Raw genomic sequence first — 18082 nt, 5'->3', positions numbered from 1 at the left:
ATTAGCCAATACACACTCAACGGGGAACGGGGTTGCAGCCGGCCGCCCGGGTCTCGGCGTCCGATAACGCCGGCCGGAACGGCTCGAGATTCCACGGTGTCTTGTTGCGATAATTGGCCAGGACACAGCCCAATTGCTGACGCATGCTGCCGGCCGACGTTTCGTTATCGCGCCAATGGCTGTCCGCGCCCTTGAGGGCGAACAGTTGCGCATAGATCGCCTCGAGTTGCTCGTTGGGCAAGGCACGTCCCGCCGCCGTGGGCACGATGCTCAGGCTCCATTCCTCCTTGCGGGTGCCGGGGTCGAAACGATTGACCCAGTCGGCCGAGGCGATGTATTGCGGTGACGCAGCCGCCACCGGATTGCACCCGGCCTTCGCCGCTTGCTGCGGGCTGACAGCAGGACGGAAGGGTTCCAGATTCCATTCGGTCTTGGCCGGATAGTTCTGCACCAGACAGGCCAGTTGCTGGCGCATGCTGCCCGCCGACTTTTCGTTGTCGCGCCATTGGCTGTCAGCCCCCCGCAGCGCCAGCAGTTCCTGATAGACAGCATCCTGATTGCTGGCCTGAATCGCTTTGCCCTGGACGGTCGGCGTCACGCTGAGCGACCACTCGTTTTTCTTGCTGCCCGGGTCGTAGCGCTCGATCCAGATGGCGTTGGCGATGTATCTCGAGGTCGGTGCATCCGGTGGCGGCCGGGTATCCCCCGTCACCGTCAGATCGATCGCCTGATCGGCGGCGACATAACTGAAACGCTGTTCGGCAGGCTTGGTGAAATCCAGCCGCAGGATCGGCACGCTGTAGCCTTGCGCCTGAAGTTTTTTCTGAAAGTTGCGCGCACTGTTCAGGCCGTTCTCGGGCTTGGGTGGCGCCTGATCACCGCGGGTGGCGAAGTTCTGCGTGCTGTTGACGTTGTAGATGAAGGCGTCGATGTACTTCATGTTTTCGCTGCCATCGTTGGTTGCCGTGGCATTTTTCAACATGAACTCGTTGACCTGGGCGCTGAAGGCAAACGGGTCCTTGTTGGTCGTGTTTGGCCGCGACTCGTGCACCCGAATCATTGCGTTCCAGTCGTTGGGTTTTTCCGCGTTCCATGAGCATTGGCCGTACTGAATCGGCCCCTTCATCAACCCGGTGTATTTCTGCGTCCATTGCTCGGCCGTGCTGACCCCCGCCTCGGCGCAAGTGCCGTAGGCCAGTGCAGCATTGCGATTGTTCATCGTGCCCTGAGCCGCGCGCGGCGGTTCACGGCTGTCGAAGAAACCGCAGCCATACCATTTGCGCTCCGGTCCGGTACCGCCATCAAAGGCATAGATGCAGGTAAAGCCCTGTTCCTTGACCGGTAGATTCAGCGCCGCCGCATCGGTGGGTGTACGCAGGATGAAGCCGGCCGGATGAATGAGAATGCGCGTGCTCAGATCCTTGCGGATCCACGAGTAGGAGGTCGCACCAATCCTGATCGCGTAAGGACTGTAGTCCCACGGATTGAAAGGCCCGTCATTGACCATGCGTAGCGTCACACCGCTGCAATAGTAGAGACCGCGCGCGGCACCGGTATCGGGCTCCTGGCATGAGTCCTTGAGGGTGTTGTAGTTGTGATTGATACGCTTGAGTGTGTCCTGCGGATCGGCTTGCGACTGGGCGTGGACCGTGGAGAACAGCAAAGGTAGCGTGCAGGCCAGAGCAAACGATGAAGCCTTGCGCGACAGCACAGCGAAGACTGAGCGATCCTTGGTCATGAGATACCGTCCTGGTAAATCGGCCTGTTGGAGTGGCCGTTGAAGTGACTATAGAACACTGCCGGCAACTCGGATAAATCACTGTAGGAGCTGTCGCAGGCTGCGATCTTTTGATCTTGATTCACCAGGTAAAAAGCCAGATCAAAAGATCGCTGCCTGCGGTAGCTCCTACAGGGGTTTTGCATTATCTGGAAAAAAATTGCGGTGGGCTGTAACGCATCGTCGACTGGTTTCTCTAGAGGGGTAAGCAAGCGCAAATCGCTTGTAAAAACCCTGACAAGACTGGAGAAACATCATGACTGCTACCACTCGTACCCTGTCCGCCACCGCCCTGGTTCTGGCCCTCGGTTCTGCCCTGAGCATGGCCGCCGTCTCCACCGCCCACGCTGCCGACGACATGGAAAAATGCTTCGGCGTGGCCATGAAAGGTCATAACGATTGCGCCGCAGGCGCAGGTACTACCTGTGCCGGCACGGCGAAAATGGACTACCAGGCCAACGCCTGGAAACTCGTCCCGAAAGGCACCTGTGCTACCACCGAAAGCAAGACCTCGCCGACCGGCTTCGGTCAGATGGAAGCGTTCAAAGCCAAGTCCTGATCCGCGATCTGCCTGAGTGACGATCATGTTCACAACACAACAAACTCCTCTACCCGGCACCCAGGCAGCCCTCACAGAACTCCCGCCGCGTGCCGGGCTGGGGCTCAAGACCGGGCATTTTCGTGAAGTGCTCGGTTTGCAACCGGACCTCGGTTTCTTCGAGGTCCACGCCGAAAACTACATGGTCGACGGCGGCCCGTTTCATCATTTTCTGGGTTTGATTCGCCAGCAGTATCCGCTGTCGCTGCACGGTGTCGGGTTGTCCATCGGCGCTGAAGGGCCGCTGGATAAAGACCATCTCAAGCGTCTTGCCGAGCTGAACCGGCGCTATCAACCCCAGTCCTTTTCCGAACATCTGGCCTGGTCCAGCCATGGCCCGGTGTTTCTCAATGATCTGCTGCCACTGGCCTACGACATGCCGACACTGAACCGCGTCTGCGCGCATATCGATCAAGTGCAGGACTGCCTGCAACGGCCCATGCTATTGGAGAATCCGGCGACTTATCTGGCGTTTCAGCGCTCGACCATCGATGAGCCGGAATTCATCGCCGAGGTCATTCGCAGAAGTGGCTGTGGCCTGTTGCTCGACGTGAACAATGTCTACGTTTCGTGCATCAATCATCAGCGCGCTCCGCTGGCCTATCTCGACGCACTGCCGTTGCACCGGGTGGGCGAGATTCATCTGGCCGGGTTTGCCGAAGATTCCGACAACCCGGGTGAGCGCTTGCTGATTGACGATCACGGCGCAGCGATCGATGACGCGGTGTGGGATTTATACCGGCAAGTGCTCGAACGCATTGGCCCGGTAGCCACGCTGATCGAACGTGACAATCAAGTGCCAGCGTTCAATGTGTTGCTGGCCGAAGCACAGCAGGCCGATGATTTTTTGCTGCAAGCGAGGGGGCGCGCATGAGCACGCACAGCGCTTTCGCTGCCGCGCTCATCGACACGCGACTAACCTGTCCAGAGGGCTTGTGCAGTGCCAGCGGCGCCGATCCGGCCAGGCGTTTCGCGGTGTATCGCAACAACGTGCAAAGCTCGCTGATCAACGCATTGGCCGACAGTTATCCAGTGGTCAGGCAATTGGTCGGCGAGGAGTTCTTTCGGGCGATGGCGGCCGTTTTCGTTCAGGCCCAACCGCCGCAAAGTCCGCTGATGAGCCGTTACGGCGAAGATTTCGCTGACTTCACTGCCGCGTTCGAACCGGCGTCCAGTGTGCCCTATCTGGCCGATGTCGCGCGCCTTGAGCGTTTGCGCACCTGTGCTTATCACGCGGCCGATGCGCTTGCGGTGCGGCCGGAAGAAATCACTGCCGCATTCGCCAATCCGCACTCCCTGAGCGCACTGACCGTCAAGCTGCATCCGTCGCTGCATCTGCTCGACTCGCCCTGGCCGACGGTGGCGATCTGGGCAGCACATCAACGGCAAGCAACGCTCGCGGGCCTCGACTTGCAGCAAGCACAGCACGCGCTGGTGCTGCGCAACCATCTCGACGTCGAAGTGTTTGTCATCGAACCCGGCGCCAGCGCGTTTATCCGCCATCTCATCGATGGCCAGCCATTACTGGCGGCAGTTGCACACAGCCCTCCCTTCGATCTTGCACAAACCCTCGGCTTGTTGATCGCGCACAACGTCATCACCCACTTGAGCTACAAGGAACTGCCATGAGCAACCTCATCACCCGCGCCATCGCGCTGCTGGAAAAAATCCCCCACAGCCTGATCGCCTTCATCGCGCGTTTCTCGATTGCAGCGGTGTTCTGGAAGTCCGGGCAGACCAAGATCGAAGGGTTGGCCATCGACCTGATCGACAGCACCTTTGAATTGGGCTGGCCACGACTGGCCGACTCGACGATTCCGCTGTTCAAGAGCGAATACCCTGTGCCGCTGTTGTCGCCAGAGATTGCTGCGCACATGGCCGCATTCGCCGAGCACTTCTTTCCGGTGTTGATCCTGATCGGTTTCGCCACACGGTTTTCTGCGTTGGCATTGCTGGGTATGACCCTGACGATTCAACTGTTTGTGTACCCGGATGCGTATCCGACTCACGGCACCTGGGCGGCGATATTGCTGTACCTGATGGCGAGCGGGCCTGGGAAGCTGTCGATCGATCATCTGATTGCCAGACACCACAACCGCTGATATTCCTCTAGCAGGCTTCGACAGCTCCAGGGAATGGGTTGGAAGGGAACGGGATAGCAGGGGATGGTCAGCGCTGGAGACGATCCAGCGCCTCTCCACTGCGCTTGAACCAGCCGATCAGATAGTCCGCCAGCACCTGCGTACGTTTGGGCAGCCCTCCCTGATACGGATGCACCAGGTACATCGGCATGCGTCGGGTCTGAAAATCGCGCAGCAGCCATTTCAATCGCCCGTCCGCCAATTCCGCTTGCAGCAGGTACGAAGGCAATCGAGCGATGCCGGCGCCGGACAGCGCAGCTTTTTTGAGCAGGCTGTAATGGTTGCTGGCGAACGGCCCGGACACCCGCACCCGCAACAGTTCGTGCTGCAGGTGATATAGCCACTCTTCGCGCCCGCTGTAGTGGCTGTTGAGCAAGCAACGGTGTTCGGCCAATGCCTGCGGCATCGTCGGCTCACCGAAACGCTCAAGATAAGCCGGGCTGGCGCAGGTCATTTCCTGCCAGGCCAGCAGCGGCTTGGCCACCAGCCGCTGATCATTGGCGACCTCGGAACGAATCGCCAGATCAAAACCATCCCGCGACAGGTCGCGATAACTGTTGTTCAGTTCCAGCTCGATCTGCACCTCGGGGTATTTCTGCGAGAACTCCAGCAGCAAGCCGTCAAAGAAGGTTTCCCCCAACGACACCGGAACCGTCATACGCACGGGACCGGCCATATCGTCCTTCAAACGCGCCAATGCCTGACGCGCCTTTTCGACCTGGACTACCAGCGCCTGGGCCTGCGGCAACAACGCCGCGCCCGCGGCGGTCAGGCTCAAACGCCGGGTGGTCCGTTGCAACAACACCACAGAAAACTGCGCTTCGAGCTGGCTGATGCGCTTGGACAACTGGCCCTTGCTACAGCCCAGTTGCTGCGCCGCCAGGGTGAAACTGCCAGCCTCGATCAGCACGGCAAACGCCGCCAGATCATCCATCTCGCTCATGGATTGTTTCCATTTGAAAACCAAAGGTTGCCTATTAGTGCGCTTATCGGCAGAAAAAACCACTCTAGACTGAAACCTCGTTCAATCACTTGAGGCACAGCACGATGAAAATTCTGTTGATAGGCGCTGGCGGCACCATCGGTTCGGCCGTGGACAAAGAACTGGCGCAACGCCACGAAGTCATTCGTATTGGCCGCAATAGCGGTGACTTGCAGGTGGATATCAGCGACAGCACCTCGATTCGCAAGCTGTTCGAAAAAACCGGCAAGTTCGATGCACTGGTCTGCGCCGCGGGCAACGTGACCTTTGCCTCGCTGGATGAAATGACTGAAGACAGCTTTGCCCTCGGTCTCAAGGACAAACTGATGGGCCAGGTCAATCTGCTACTGATCGGCCGTGAATTCGCCAACGACGGCGCCTCGTTCACCTTCACCACTGGCGTGCTCAGCCACGATCCGATTCGCAGTGGCGCATCGGCAGCGCTGGTCAACGGCGCACTCGACAGTTTTGTCCGCGCCGCCGCCATCGAACTGCCACGCGGCCTGCGGGTGAACTCGGTCAGCCCGACCGTGTTGCTGGAAGCGATGGGTAAATATGCGCCGTACTTCCGTGGCTACAAGCCAGTTGCTGCGGCAGATGTGGCGTTGGCCTACGCGAAAAGTGTCGAAGGCTTGCAGACAGGTCAGACGTTTCACGTCGGTTAAGATCAAAAGATCGCAGCCTGCGGCAGCTCCTGCCGGAGAATGTCGGGGCGGCGATCTTTTGCATTTGCCTGACAGGCTGCGTAACGTGGCGGCACTTGTCTGGAGAGCCGAAGATGCGTGTTGCCCGTTCGTTAGCCGTTGTTGCCCTGCTGCCGTTGTTTGCCGCCTGCCAGTTGTTCGATGGCCAGCGAGAAAGTGCCTCGCACGTCGGGCAGACGCGGATGCAAGGGCAATTGACCGCCGCTGACGGCAAACTGGTGTTTCAGCCGTGCCAGGATCAGCGCCAATTGGTGGTCAATGACATCGGCGGCACCAGCGTCCTGCAAGAAGCCGCCACTCTGGCCGACGAGCAAGGCAAACTGTTTGCCGATGTTCGCGGCAAAGTCTCGGGCGATCGACTCGATCTGACTCAGTTGTACCGCGTCGAACGCTCCGGCACAGCCTGCGACGACCCCAATTTCAAACTGCTGATCCTGCGCGCTGCCGGCCATGGCCCGGAATGGAACGTCAAGGTCAGCGGCAAAGGCATGGTCATTGACCGCGAAGGCCAGCCACCACTCGCCGTACCTTATGTTGAAGAACAACTGGGCGACGGCCGCTTCAACCTCAGCAGCGAGGCCAACAACCAGCGCATCGAATTGTGGGTCGCGCCGCAACGCTGCGTCGACAGCAGCACCGGCAGCGTGCAGCACATGAGCGCCGAGTTGCGCATCGACGGCCAGGTGCAGCGCGGTTGCGGGTATTTCGGCGGATCGCGCAACGACTGAGCGTTTTAGCCTCACCGGATCCGGCCTTTGCGGCTTATAATCGCGGCCTTCAAACGCCTTGGCGCAGTTGTGCGCCCCGCGAACCCGGATCCTCGCCATGTTACGAATCACTGAACTCAAGCTGCCAATCGACCATCCCGAAGAAGACCTGCGCCCTGCCATCGTGCAGCGCCTGGGCATCGCCAGCGATGACTTGCTCGATTTCACCTTGTTCAAGCGCAGCTACGATGCGCGCAAAAAGTCCTCCGAACTGTGCTTCATCTACACCATCGACCTCCAAGTGCGCGACGAGGCCAAAGTGTTGGGCAAGTTCGCCGACGACCGTAACGTCAACGTGGCGCCGGATGTCAGCTACAAATTCGTCGGTCAGGCGCCGAGCGACCTGAGCCAGCGCCCGATCGTCGTCGGTTTCGGCCCGTGCGGAATCTTCGCCGGCCTGCTGCTGGCGCAAATGGGCTTCAAGCCGATCGTCCTCGAGCGTGGCACGGAAGTCCGTCAGCGCACCAAGGACACCTGGGGCCTGTGGCGTAAAAGCGTACTCAACCCCGAGTCCAACGTGCAGTTCGGCGAAGGCGGCGCGGGCACGTTCTCCGACGGCAAGCTGTACAGCCAGATCAAGGATCCGAAGTTCCTTGGCCGCAAAGTCCTGCACGAGTTCGTCAAGGCCGGCGCGCCGGAAGAAATCCTCTACGTCAGCAAGCCGCACATCGGTACGTTCCGTCTGACCGGCATGGTTGAAAACATGCGCGAACAGATCCGCGAATTGGGCGGTGAAGTGCGCTTCCAGGAACGCGTCACCGACGTGTTGATCGAAGACGGCCAATTGGTCGGCGTCGAACTGGCCAGCGGCGAAACCCTGCATTCGAAACACGTGGTTCTGGCCCTCGGCCACAGCGCCCGCGACACTTTCCGCATGCTCCACAGCCGTGGCGTGTTCATGGAAGCCAAACCGTTCTCGGTGGGTTTCCGTATCGAACACCCGCAATCGCTGATCGACCGCGCGCGTCTGGGCAAATATGCCGGCCACCCGAAACTGGGCGCCGCCGACTACAAACTGGTGCACCACGCCAAAAACGGCCGTTCGGTCTACAGCTTCTGCATGTGCCCGGGCGGCACCGTGGTCGCGGCGACTTCCGAGCCAAATCGCGTGGTCACCAACGGCATGAGCCAGTACTCGCGTAACGAGCGCAATGCCAACTCCGGCATCGTCGTTGGCATCACCCCGGAAGTCGATTATCCGGGCGGGCCGCTGGCCGGGATCGAGTTGCAGGAACGTCTGGAATCCCACGCCTTTATCCTCGGCGGCAGCGATTACAAGGCGCCGGCGCAACTGGTTGGCGACTTCATCAACGACATTCCTTCGACCGAACTGGGCGAAGTCGAGCCGTCGTACAAACCGGGTGTAGCGCTAGGCGATCTGGCCTTGGCCTTGCCGGATTTTGCCATCGAGGCAATCCGCGAAGCGTTGCCGGCGTTCGAGAAGCAGATTCGCGGTTACTCGTTGCACGATGCGGTGTTGACCGGGATCGAGACCCGCACTTCCTCGCCGCTGCGCATTACCCGTAACGAGACGCTGCAGAGCATGAACGTCAAAGGCTTGTTCCCGGCCGGTGAAGGCGCGGGTTATGCGGGCGGGATTCTGTCGGCGGGTGTGGACGGGATTCGCATTGCTGAAGCCGTGGCGCGCGATATTCTCGGCCTGACTGACTGACACAAAACCCTGTAGGAGTGAGCCTGCTCGCGATAGCGGTAGTCCATTCAACATCAATGTTGAATGTTATTCCGCCATCGCGAGCAGGCTCACTCCTACAGTTGATTTCGGTGTGTCAGATATTGGCACGCAGGACTGAAGTCGGCAGCGCCTCACCGCGCTCGGCACTCGCCGCCACCGCTTCGATCAACCCAGCCAGCTCATACCCCTGCGCCTGCAGCCAATCCTGATCGTAATACGTGTCGGCATACCGCTCGCCGCCATCGCACAGAATCGCCACGATCGACCCCGACTCCCCCGCCGCTTGCATCTGCTGCGCCGCCATCAAGGCGCCGATCAGATTGGTCCCGCTCGATCCGCCAACATGCCGGCCCAGACGCTGCGCCAGATAATGCATGGCCGCCAGCGACAAGGCGTCCGGCACCTTGACCATCGCATCGATCACCTTGGGCAGAAACGACGCCTCAACGCGAGGCCGGCCAATGCCTTCAATGCGCGACCCACAATCCAGCCGCAAACTGGCATCGCCAGTCTGGTAGTAATCGAAGAACACCGAACGCTCGGCATCGGCGCACAACACGCGAGTGCAATGCTGGCGATAGCGCACGTAACGACCGAGGGTAGCGGTGGTGCCGCCGGTGCCCGGACTGGAAATCAGCCAGCTTGGTTCCGGGTGCTTTTCGTAGCGCATCTGCTGGAAAATCGATTCGGCGATGTTGTTGTTCGCACGCCAGTCAGTGGCGCGCTCGGCGTAGGTGAACTGATCAATGAAATGGCCATCGTGCTCACGGGCTAGACGCTCGGATTCGGCGTAGATCTGCGTCGGATCTTTTACCAGATGGCTTTTGCCGCCATAGAACTCGATCTGCGCGATCTTCTCTTTGGAGGTGGTCGCTGGCATTACGGCAATGAATGGCAAACCGAGCATCCGCGCGAAATACGCCTCGGAAATCGCCGTCGAACCACTGGACGCCTCGATCACCGGCGCACCAGGTTTCAGCCAGCCGTTACACAGCGCGTAGAGAAACAGCGAACGGGCCAAGCGATGTTTAAGACTGCCGGTCGGATGGCTGGACTCATCCTTGAAGTACAACTCGATGCCCGCAAAGCCTGGTAGCGGCAAAGGGATCAGGTGGGTGTCGGCGCTGCGCTGAAAATCCGCTTCGATGATGCGGATGGCTTCGCGGGCCCACTGTCGGTTGTCGCTCATGGTGATGGTTCTCGTTGAATCGGCAGGAGATGAACCTGTTCGAAAGGCTCACTCATCAGCTTAGGAAAATTCCGATAGCGCGCACAGATACAGCTGAGTCTCAATATGTCAGGCAACTGCTAGGCTCAGCGTGGCTTGGGCCAGACACCTTGTAACGACATATAACAAAAAAGAATATAACTTTTGTTTTAACAACTAACAGTACGGGTTAGGGTGTCCCACCTTTTTGACGATTCGATGGAGAGCGACCTTGCCTCTGCGTAGCACTTTCACGCGTTTCTTTCAGTTGGAAGCTGCCAGCGGTCTGTTATTGATCGCCGCAGCCGTCCTGGCCCTGATTATCAACAACTCGCCGCTGTCGTGGCTGTACACCGGCCTGCTCGACACCCCCGTGGTGGCGCAGATCGGTGCGTTGAAAATCGCTAAACCCCTGCTGCTGTGGATCAACGACGGTCTGATGGCGATGTTCTTCCTGCTTATCGGCCTGGAAGTGAAGCGCGAAGTCCTCGACGGCCAACTGTCAAAGCCCTCGCAAATCGTCCTGCCCGGCGCGGCAGCGATCGGCGGCATGCTGGTACCGGCGCTGATCTACTGGTTCCTCAACCGTGACAACCCGGCAGCCCTTGATGGCTGGGCGATTCCGACCGCGACCGACATCGCCTTCGCCCTCGGCGTATTGGCCTTGCTCGGCAAGCGCGTGCCGGTATCGCTGAAACTGTTCCTGATGACCCTGGCGATCATCGATGACCTCGGCGCCATCGTGATCATTGCGATCTTCTATTCCGGCGAACTCTCGACCCTGTCGCTGGGTCTGGCGGCGGCCTGCATTGCGTCGCTGGTGGCGATGAACCGGCTCGGGGTGGTCAAGCTCGGGCCCTACATGATCATCGGTCTGATCCTCTGGGTTTGTGTACTCAAAAGCGGAGTGCACGCGACGCTGGCCGGCGTGACTCTGGCCTTCTGCATTCCACTGCGCACGAAAAACGCCGAGCCGTCGCCGCTGCTGACCCTCGAACATGCGCTGCACCCGTGGGTGGCCTACGGCATCCTGCCGCTATTCGCCTTCGCCAACGCTGGCCTGTCGCTGAGCGGCGTCACCGTAGAGAGCTTCACCCATCACGTGCCGATGGGCATTGCGGTCGGCCTGCTGCTGGGCAAGACCGTCGGTGTGTTCGGTCTGACCTGGCTAGCCGTCAAAACCGGCATCGCCGCCCTGCCGCAAGGCGCCAACTGGGGTCAGGTGCTGGGCGTGGCGATCCTCTGCGGCATTGGCTTCACCATGAGCCTGTTTGTCGGCTCGCTGGCGTTTGAGCCGGGTGTGAGTGACTACGCAGGCATGGACCGGATGGGCATTTTGACCGGGTCGATTCTGGCGGCGTTGATTGGTTATGCGGTGACGGCGGCGGCGAGTCGCCGGAATACTCTGCAAAACGTCTGAAACGCTTCCTTAAGAAATCATAGCCCTTCTATATAGAGGGGCTTGGCTCAGAACCTTGCAAGTGTGCTATATCTTTCATTGACAGCCACACCTACGCAACATCGTTTCTGGAGTCATCCATGTCACGTAAAGCAGAAAAACGCCCAATGACGGACGATCAGATTTCCGTACAGGAATCGCGAATTCCGGATATCGCTCTGAAGGCATTCAGCAACGCGTACAAGATGGCGCTCGCCAATGGCGCCGCGGTGCTCGTTGCTAAAGATGGTCAGCTGTTTGAAGTGACAGAGAAGAGTTCTGTCGCTTTGCGCACAATCGGTATCTACGGAAACCTGAAAAGCGGCACTCGCCTGCACATCAACAAATCCTCGAAACAGGTCACTTCTTGAGCACACCGAGAATACGGATATTCGCTGGGCCCAACGGGTCAGGAAAAAGCACTTTCAATCGACTGGTTCCCGCGCATTTGCTGGGCAACTACATAAATCCTGATGACATATAGCGCTCAATCAAAGATACCGGTTTTTTTGACTTTACCTCTTATCGTATCGAAGACCACAAGCAGACATTTTTGAGTTTTTCCGTGAGCACGCTTTGCTCAAGAAAGCCCCTCACTCATTGGCAAAGCTGGATTCTCTGACAATTGACGGTGAACGGCTCAGCTTCGCAAATACTGAAATCGACTCCTACGTCGCATCAGCCCTTTCCGACTTCATACGAAGATCTTTGATCAAAGAGCGCATCAGCTTTACGTTTGAAACCGTCATGTCGTCCTCTGACAAGGTCAAACTGCTCGCTGAAGCTCACGCCTCCGGTTACAGAGTGTATGTTTACTACGTCGCTACCGCCGATCCTCAGATCAACATTGCCAGGGTCGCCTATCGAGTCTCACAAGGCGGGCACAGCGTTCCCCCTGAAAAAATAGAAGCGCGGTATTGGAGATCTTTGGAGCTTCTATCTGATGCCATCCTGACCTCCAACAGAGCTTATATTTTCGATAACTCGGATGAAGGTAGCGAGGGCCTCACGCAGATTGCGGAAATCACTGATGGCGAGTTGATTGAAATCAAATCAGATACTCAGCCACCGTGGTTCAAAGAGTTCGTGCTCGACAAATTACTGTAGTGCGCTGAACGAATTTTTCCTGAGGGCTCAATCCTCTGAGTCTCGAACAACAGCCTATCTACAGATCAGAATCCGTCGAACAATCCCCACGTCTTTAGAGACGCGTCCTACAGCCACCATTTTCCTCCTTCGTTAACGTTGCGCAGCCCTTTGCGAAGGGCTGTCGATGGATGAGCGAAAGGACGATCAGTGGCTGGCAACAAGGAGATTCCTCGGGTTCAAAACCCACCGCAAGGCGACGGGCATCACGTCACCTACCGCCATATGACGGCCACTGAACTGGCCGAGCGCGACGCCAGACAAAACGCTTACGACGGCATGCTGGCGCGGCAGGAGGCTTTCGAGCGCAGCCGTGAGGTGGCGGTCAAAAAGACAGAGGCCGTTCGTGCCGGCTGCGTATTCGCCAAGTCCTGCAAATTGCCGGATGCGATTATCGATTACTCCAGTCCTTCGGGGATGGTGCCGACTGACAGCCTGAAGGATTACGGCGACCTGATCCTGCTAGGCGCGCGTGAGGCCGATGAAAACGGCGCAGTTCCTCTAAAGAAAATCGGTGCGACAGCTATTCCAGTTGGGTTTGGCAGTCTGGCGTTGGCGGGATCGGTGTTTCAAGCACTGCCCGCTGCTGTATCTAGTGCGGCTGTTGCGCCTTTAGTTGGTTTGGTTGCGCTGTTCATGCCATCGAGCCTTGGTGACAGCGCGCTCTATACCGACGAACAACTGCGTGGACTTGAACAGGCGCGAACGCGTGTTCGGTTGAGGGTCGAACAGCAGACCGACGGCAGCCTGAAGGGCTACGGCTTCTACACCGGCAAGAGTCGCGATTGGGAAATGGTTGATGTCGTGCAGTTCAAGTTGCGTGGCAGCCAGTTCATTGCTGACTTGGGCGAAGGCGTAGAACTGATCTGGACGCCTGCTGTAGATGGCTCGGACATCCTTGGTATTCCCGCGCTGGAGGCTGCACCGCAGGCACCGCACATCTGGGTTTATCCGCCGACGAAAGCGGCGGATGGGATTCTGGTTAACCCGGTTTATCCACCGGAGTACCGGGATTTTATTCTGGTGTTTCCCCCGAACTCCGGGATTCGGCCGGTTTATATTGTTCTAAATGTTCGACGCCACGGTACCGCCGAAGCTGGACATACCTACCATCCTGCTCCCGAAACACGCGATATCACTGCATTTCCCGATTTGAGAAGAGCAAAAAAGAAAACCCCATACGCGGGTGGTCTCCGAGATCGCTGGACGGATGCGAAAGGCAGAACAATATATGAATGGGATTTTCTACATGGAGAACTTGAGACGTACCGGGCAAGTGATGGCACTCACTTGGGATCGTTCGACCACAAAACCGGTAAGCAGTTAGATCCGCCAAAAAAGAAGAAACGCAGCATTAAGAAATTTCTATGAGGGGTCTATGGGATTAAGAGCCAGGCTTGAATGGTATGACAAGAAAACTGAACTGGGCGAAGGAGAAGAGTTATCGAAAGACTTCGGTGACGACGGTTCAATTATCGAATCACTTGGAATGCCAATCGAAAATAATGTGAACAACGGAGGATTCGATGTGCCCTCGCAATGGGTCAATATCCTGCAACCCCATTTTAGACAAACCATTGATTTATCTTCTTTCGACTTCCAGGTCGCTTTCGTCTACCGCGACCATTGGTAAGCAACCAACAAAAAACCCCGACCAGTCACCTGATCGGGGTTTTCTTTACCCTGAATTCCGCTTAGTGCGAAACGCGGCTGGTCCCGCCAACGGTGGAGATGCGCACGCGCTCGCCAACGCGGAACACTTCATTCTCCTGAACCTGCTGCACGTAGGCACGCATGCTGCCGTCGTCTTCACGCACGGTGATTTCCACACCCTGGGTACGGGTCAGACCTTCTTCAGTCGCCGAGCCGATCAGGCCACCGGCCACCGCACCGATGACCGCAGCAACGATGCTGCCCTTGCCGCCGCCGATAGCGCTGCCGCCAACACCGCCGACTGCCGCACCGGCGAGGCCGCCGATCGGGGTTTTGGTGCCTTCGATTTTCACCGGGCGCAGGGATTCGATGGTGCCCATGCGAATCGTCTGCACGCGACGCGCTTCGTCACGGGAGTAGGAGTCACCGGTCAGGCTCGATTGGCAGCCGGTGAGCAACATCGCCATCGTGGAAAAGGAAGCAACCAGCAGAACAGACTTACGCATAGCATCAACTCCAAAGGAACATATATTCATTAAACTCCGTGGCTTGACGCCTGTCACGACGCAGCCCGGACAAATTCGCTTTCATTCAGGCGCGGTACAGACGCCGCACGCATTCCCTGACATAGCCCTACAGTAGCGCCAAATTGCCGATTCTGCGCCACCCGACCCCAGGATTTTCATGGATTACTTCATCATCGTCGTCACCACGGCCGCCGGTTTGTACTTCCATTGGTGGTTGTACGTGCGGATCAAACGCTGGATGGATCGCGACCTGGCGCTGTCATTGGCCGGCAAGGACGAGGGCAAACGTGCCTTCATGCTCGAACAGTTGGCGAACGCTCAGGCGCAGAAGATCAAGCGCCGGGATCTGCCGAAGTGGCTGGAGGCCGCAGCGGCAGGCTATCCCGCTCGGTAGACTGCTTAGGGTGCCAGACGTTCAAGAATCCAGTCGGCGCCCTGCACACGGTAGTTGAGGCGATCGTGCAGACGGCTCGGACGGCCCTGCCAGAATTCGATGCGCTCAGGCAGCAAGCGGTAACCGCCCCAGTGTTCCGGGCAGTCGGGCTGAGTATCGGAGAAGCGCTGCTCGGTAGCCTTGAGCAGATCTTCCAGTTCACCGCGCCCGTTGATCACCCGGCTCTGCGGTGATGCCCAGGCACCGAGACGGCTGCCCAGCGGACGCACCTGATAATACGCATCGGACTCCGCAGGGGAGACCTTCACCACCCGCCCTTCGATGCGCACTTGGCGCTCGAGGGTCGGCCAGAAGAAGGTCATGGCAGCGAACGGGTTGGCCGCCAGATGCTGGCCCTTGGCGCTGTCGTAGTTGGTGAAGAAGGTGAAGCCCTGCTCGTCCAGCCCCTTGAGCAGCAGAATGCGGCAATGCGGTCGCCCAGCCTTGTCGACCGTGGCCAGGGTCATGGCGTTGGCTTCCACCGGTGCCTGTTCGGTTTTCACCGCGTCGGCGAACCACTGGTGGAACAACGCAAACGGCTCGGCCGGGGCTTGCGCCTCGGTCAGACCATCCCGGGTGTAATCACGACGCATATCTGCCAGAGCCTGGGTCATGGCGCATTCCTTTTCGTTAGCGGATCACTTCTTGGTGGCATCGGTCGCGGCGACTTTCTTGTCGGTCGCGGCAGCTTTGGCTGGTGTGGTTTTCTTCGCCGGGGCCTTGGCTGGAGCTTTTTTCGCTGGAGCCTTGGCAGCGGCTTTCTTGGCCGGAGCCTTTTTGGTTGCCGGAACAGCAGCTTTTTTCGCCGCAGGAGCCGGGGTTACCGGTTTGGCAGCTGGCTTGACGTCTTGCGCTGCGACCAGGGTCACCGGCTTCGGCGCGGGCATGTTGTACTTGCTCAGCAGCGCGACCATGGTGTTCTGTGGGGTCACCAGCAGTTCGACACGACGGTTCAGGGCACGACCTTCAACGCTGTCGTTGGCGGCGCGCGGCGCTTCGGAACCCATGCCGCGCAGCATCAGGCGATCACGCTGCAAGCCGCTGAGACGGAAGATCGCCGCAATGGACTGGGCACGTTCCTGGCTCAGTTTGATGTTGGCAGGCGCGGCACCACTGGAATCGCTGTGGCCAAGAACCAGCACGGCAGTTTTCGGGTCGGCCTCAAGGATTTTCGCCACTCGGGTGAACGGACCGAGGGTGACCGGCAGCAGCATGGCGGGACGATCCGGGTTGAACGAGCCTTCGACGGGGGCAGTCACGACCAGCACGTTTTCACGGCGTTCGAGTTGCAGATTGCTGTCCTTGACCGCTTCACGCAGGCGCGGCTCGTAGTCATCCAGCCAGGCTTGAGTGACTTTCGGATCGGGCATCGGCACCGCTTTAGTGGTCGGCTGATCCTTGCCGCCGAACGGCCACCACCATTTGCTGCCGGTATCGGCGTCAGCCTTGGCCACGGCAACCGGTTTCCTGGCTTCAGGCGCTACTTCTGCCTTCATGTCAGCTTTGGCGGCTTCGTCATCGGAACCGAACGGCCAGTACCAAGGGTTGCTGCTTTCAGTTTTGGCCACCGGTGCAGTCGCCGCCGGCTTCAAAGGCGCCGGAGCCGGCTCCTTGGCCGCCACTTTGTCGGAAGAACCGAACGGCCACCAACTGCTGCCGTCCGCATCGTTTTTAGGGGTCTGTGCGCAACCGGTGATCGCTACACACAGGGCCAGGGCGAGGGTCTTTTTCGATGACATTGAAAATCCACAAAATGAAGTAATGAAAAATCAGAGCACTTTCGCCCGGATAAACAGCCGTTTTGAAACGAAAAACCGCTTGAGGTTCCGACCCTGGGACCTCGGATGAAACTTTACAGACAAGTGGCAAGTACCCGCGCGAGCTTCTGCGCACGCGGATCCATCAAGACGTATGGCCCAAGGGTATTTGTCACAAAACCGAAGGCGACATCATGCTCAGGATCAGCAAAACCGATGGAACCGCCCGCGCCCGGATGGCCGAATGCACGAGGACCGAGGCCGTAGGTAGCGTTGGGCACGTCCGGTTGATCGAGCATGCAGCCCAGACCGAAACGGGTCTGGGTCAACAGTGTCTTGTCTTCGCCGAGGCTGTGTTCGCGGGTCAGCTCTTCAAGCATGTCGCTTTCGAGCAGACTGCCGTCGAGCAGGCCCGCGTAGAAACCGGCCAGACTGCGCGCATTGCCGTGGCCATTGGCCGCCGGTTGCTGCATGCGCCGCCATTCCGGTTTGTTGGTGCTGGTGAGCACTGAAGGTGGGTTGGTAAAAGCGCGGGTGGTCATCGCGGCGGGCTCGCGCATGGTCACCTGCAGCAGGCGTTGCGCGGCGGCATCGCCAGCGTTGCCCTTGCCGCGGGCAATGTGTGCCACGCGGTGGAACTCTTCGTCAGCCAGACCGACATGAAAATCCAGACCCAGAGGTTTAGCGACACGAGCGACGATGGATTCACCCGGCCCACGACCGTCGGCGCGGCGCAGCAGCTCGCCGATCAGCCAGCCGTAAGTGATTGCGGCGTAACCGTGGCCAGTACCTGGCGTCCACCATGGCGCTTCGGCCGCAAGAGCGTCGACCATGGTTTGCCAGTCATACAGCGCTTCCGGCGCCAGCAATTCACGCAGAGCTGGCAGACCGGCCTGGTGGCAGAGCAATTGGCGCAGGGTCACGGATTCTTTGCCGGCGGCGGCGAATTCCGGCCAGTAGCGCGCAACCGGAACATCCAGTTGCAGCTTGCCTTCGCCGACCAGTTGCAGCGCGGTGACCGCAGTAAACGTTTTGGTGCAGGAGAACAGATTGGCAATGGTGTCGCTGTGCCAGGCCTCGGCGCCGTCCTTGTCGGCAGTACCGGACCAGAGGTCGAGGACAGTCTCTCCGCCGACCTTGATGCACAGGGCTGCGCCGCGTTCCTGGGGATCGTCGAACAGTGCGGCGAAGGCTTCGCGCACCGCTTCGAATTGAAGCTCGTAATGTCCCTGAATCTGCACCCGCAACTCCCCCGCGAA

At 58.9% G+C, this 18082-nt stretch carries 20 protein-coding genes; 13 read left to right on the top strand and 7 right to left on the bottom strand.

What is annotated here, in order from left to right; translation table 11 throughout:
• Positions 1-16 precede the first annotated feature (16 nt).
• Complete coding sequence (locus CQ009_RS16490; RefSeq protein WP_105707481.1) at positions 17-1738, bottom strand: DUF2599 domain-containing protein; 1722 nt, start codon at positions 1736-1738, stop codon at positions 17-19.
• Between the two features lie 295 nt (positions 1739-2033).
• Here CQ009_RS16490 and CQ009_RS16485 point away from each other — a divergent pair, with 295 nt between their 5' ends.
• From CQ009_RS16485 to CQ009_RS16470, 4 genes are read left to right on the top strand one after another with little or no spacing between them, the layout of a single operon-like run.
• A complete protein-coding gene (locus tag CQ009_RS16485; protein ID WP_008086321.1) occupies positions 2034-2336 on the top strand; it encodes a DUF2282 domain-containing protein in 303 nt (100 codons plus the stop codon).
• 25 nt (positions 2337-2361) lie between these two features.
• Positions 2362-3249 carry a DUF692 domain-containing protein gene (locus tag CQ009_RS16480; RefSeq protein ID WP_064393064.1) on the top strand — a complete coding sequence of 296 codons (888 nt, stop codon included), beginning with the start codon at positions 2362-2364 and terminating at the stop codon, positions 3247-3249.
• Positions 3246-4004, top strand: a complete 759-nt coding sequence (locus CQ009_RS16475) for a DUF2063 domain-containing protein (RefSeq protein ID WP_105707478.1) — start codon at positions 3246-3248, stop codon at positions 4002-4004. Before CQ009_RS16480 ends, CQ009_RS16475 begins: the two co-directional genes overlap by 4 nt.
• Complete coding sequence (locus CQ009_RS16470) at positions 4001-4477, top strand: DoxX family protein (RefSeq protein ID WP_064393066.1); 477 nt, start codon at positions 4001-4003, stop codon at positions 4475-4477. Before CQ009_RS16475 ends, CQ009_RS16470 begins: the two co-directional genes overlap by 4 nt.
• 67 nt (positions 4478-4544) lie before the next feature.
• Here the strand turns inward: CQ009_RS16470 and CQ009_RS16465 are convergent, their stop codons facing one another.
• Positions 4545-5459, bottom strand: coding sequence for a LysR family transcriptional regulator (locus CQ009_RS16465; protein ID WP_064393067.1), 915 nt, complete (start codon positions 5457-5459; stop codon positions 4545-4547).
• Positions 5460-5563: 104 nt separating this feature from the next.
• On the opposite strand from CQ009_RS16465, the gene CQ009_RS16460 reads away from it, so the two are divergent.
• From CQ009_RS16460 to CQ009_RS16450, 3 genes are all read left to right on the top strand, one after another.
• Positions 5564-6163 carry a short chain dehydrogenase gene (locus CQ009_RS16460; RefSeq protein WP_064393068.1) on the top strand — a complete coding sequence of 200 codons (600 nt, stop codon included), beginning with the start codon at positions 5564-5566 and terminating at the stop codon, positions 6161-6163.
• Between the two features lie 113 nt (positions 6164-6276).
• Positions 6277-6930: a COG3650 family protein gene (locus CQ009_RS16455; RefSeq protein ID WP_064393069.1), complete on the top strand. Its 654-nt coding sequence runs from the start codon at positions 6277-6279 to the stop codon at positions 6928-6930.
• Positions 6931-7027: 97 nt separating this feature from the next.
• Positions 7028-8641: an NAD(P)/FAD-dependent oxidoreductase gene (locus CQ009_RS16450; protein ID WP_064393070.1), complete on the top strand. Its 1614-nt coding sequence runs from the start codon at positions 7028-7030 to the stop codon at positions 8639-8641.
• 115 nt (positions 8642-8756) lie between these two features.
• Here the strand turns inward: CQ009_RS16450 and CQ009_RS16445 are convergent, their stop codons facing one another.
• The gene (locus CQ009_RS16445; RefSeq protein WP_105707476.1) at positions 8757-9851 is read right to left on the bottom strand and encodes a PLP-dependent cysteine synthase family protein; all 1095 of its coding nucleotides are present in this window, start codon (positions 9849-9851) and stop codon (positions 8757-8759) included.
• 250 nt (positions 9852-10101) lie between these two features.
• Here CQ009_RS16445 and nhaA point away from each other — a divergent pair, with 250 nt between their 5' ends.
• The 5 genes from nhaA (at position 10102) to CQ009_RS16420 (ending at position 14086) form a co-directional block, all read left to right on the top strand.
• Positions 10102-11289, top strand: a complete 1188-nt coding sequence (gene nhaA, locus CQ009_RS16440) for a Na+/H+ antiporter NhaA (protein WP_105707473.1) — start codon at positions 10102-10104, stop codon at positions 11287-11289.
• Between the two features lie 119 nt (positions 11290-11408).
• Positions 11409-11678, top strand: coding sequence for a hypothetical protein (locus tag CQ009_RS16435; protein ID WP_105707470.1), 270 nt, complete (start codon positions 11409-11411; stop codon positions 11676-11678).
• 205 nt (positions 11679-11883) lie between these two features.
• Positions 11884-12414 carry a zeta toxin family protein gene (locus tag CQ009_RS16430; protein WP_256585442.1) on the top strand — a complete coding sequence of 177 codons (531 nt, stop codon included), beginning with the start codon at positions 11884-11886 and terminating at the stop codon, positions 12412-12414.
• A 189-nt stretch (positions 12415-12603) separates the two neighbouring features.
• On the top strand, positions 12604-13824 hold the full coding sequence (locus CQ009_RS16425; RefSeq protein WP_105707468.1) for an S-type pyocin domain-containing protein: 1221 nt from the start codon (positions 12604-12606) through the stop codon (positions 13822-13824).
• Between the two features lie 7 nt (positions 13825-13831).
• On the top strand, positions 13832-14086 hold the full coding sequence (locus CQ009_RS16420) for a colicin E3-like toxin immunity protein (protein ID WP_064393075.1): 255 nt from the start codon (positions 13832-13834) through the stop codon (positions 14084-14086).
• Between the two features lie 61 nt (positions 14087-14147).
• On the opposite strand, the gene CQ009_RS16415 is transcribed toward CQ009_RS16420, so the two are convergent.
• The gene (locus CQ009_RS16415) at positions 14148-14612 is read right to left on the bottom strand and encodes a glycine zipper 2TM domain-containing protein (protein ID WP_007918566.1); all 465 of its coding nucleotides are present in this window, start codon (positions 14610-14612) and stop codon (positions 14148-14150) included.
• A gap of 178 nt (positions 14613-14790) precedes the next feature.
• Between CQ009_RS16415 and CQ009_RS16410 the strand changes: the two genes are divergently transcribed.
• A complete protein-coding gene (locus CQ009_RS16410; protein WP_095119201.1) occupies positions 14791-15027 on the top strand; it encodes a hypothetical protein in 237 nt (78 codons plus the stop codon).
• A gap of 5 nt (positions 15028-15032) precedes the next feature.
• On the opposite strand, the gene pdxH is transcribed toward CQ009_RS16410, so the two are convergent.
• The 3 genes from pdxH to CQ009_RS16395 all read right to left on the bottom strand — a co-directional run bounded on the left by pdxH (position 15033) and on the right by CQ009_RS16395 (position 18064).
• A complete protein-coding gene (gene pdxH, locus CQ009_RS16405; protein ID WP_105707465.1) occupies positions 15033-15680 on the bottom strand; it encodes a pyridoxamine 5'-phosphate oxidase in 648 nt (215 codons plus the stop codon).
• Between the two features lie 24 nt (positions 15681-15704).
• Positions 15705-16805, bottom strand: coding sequence for an OmpA family protein (locus CQ009_RS16400; protein ID WP_105707463.1), 1101 nt, complete (start codon positions 16803-16805; stop codon positions 15705-15707).
• A 113-nt stretch (positions 16806-16918) separates the two neighbouring features.
• The gene (locus CQ009_RS16395) at positions 16919-18064 is read right to left on the bottom strand and encodes a serine hydrolase domain-containing protein (RefSeq protein WP_064393078.1); all 1146 of its coding nucleotides are present in this window, start codon (positions 18062-18064) and stop codon (positions 16919-16921) included.
• Between the last annotated feature and the right edge of the window lie 18 nt (positions 18065-18082).

The organism is Pseudomonas sp. MYb2 (assembly GCF_002979955.1).
Lineage (GTDB): Bacteria > Pseudomonadota > Gammaproteobacteria > Pseudomonadales > Pseudomonadaceae > Aquipseudomonas.
This window is presented reverse-complemented; position numbering and strand designations above follow the sequence as displayed.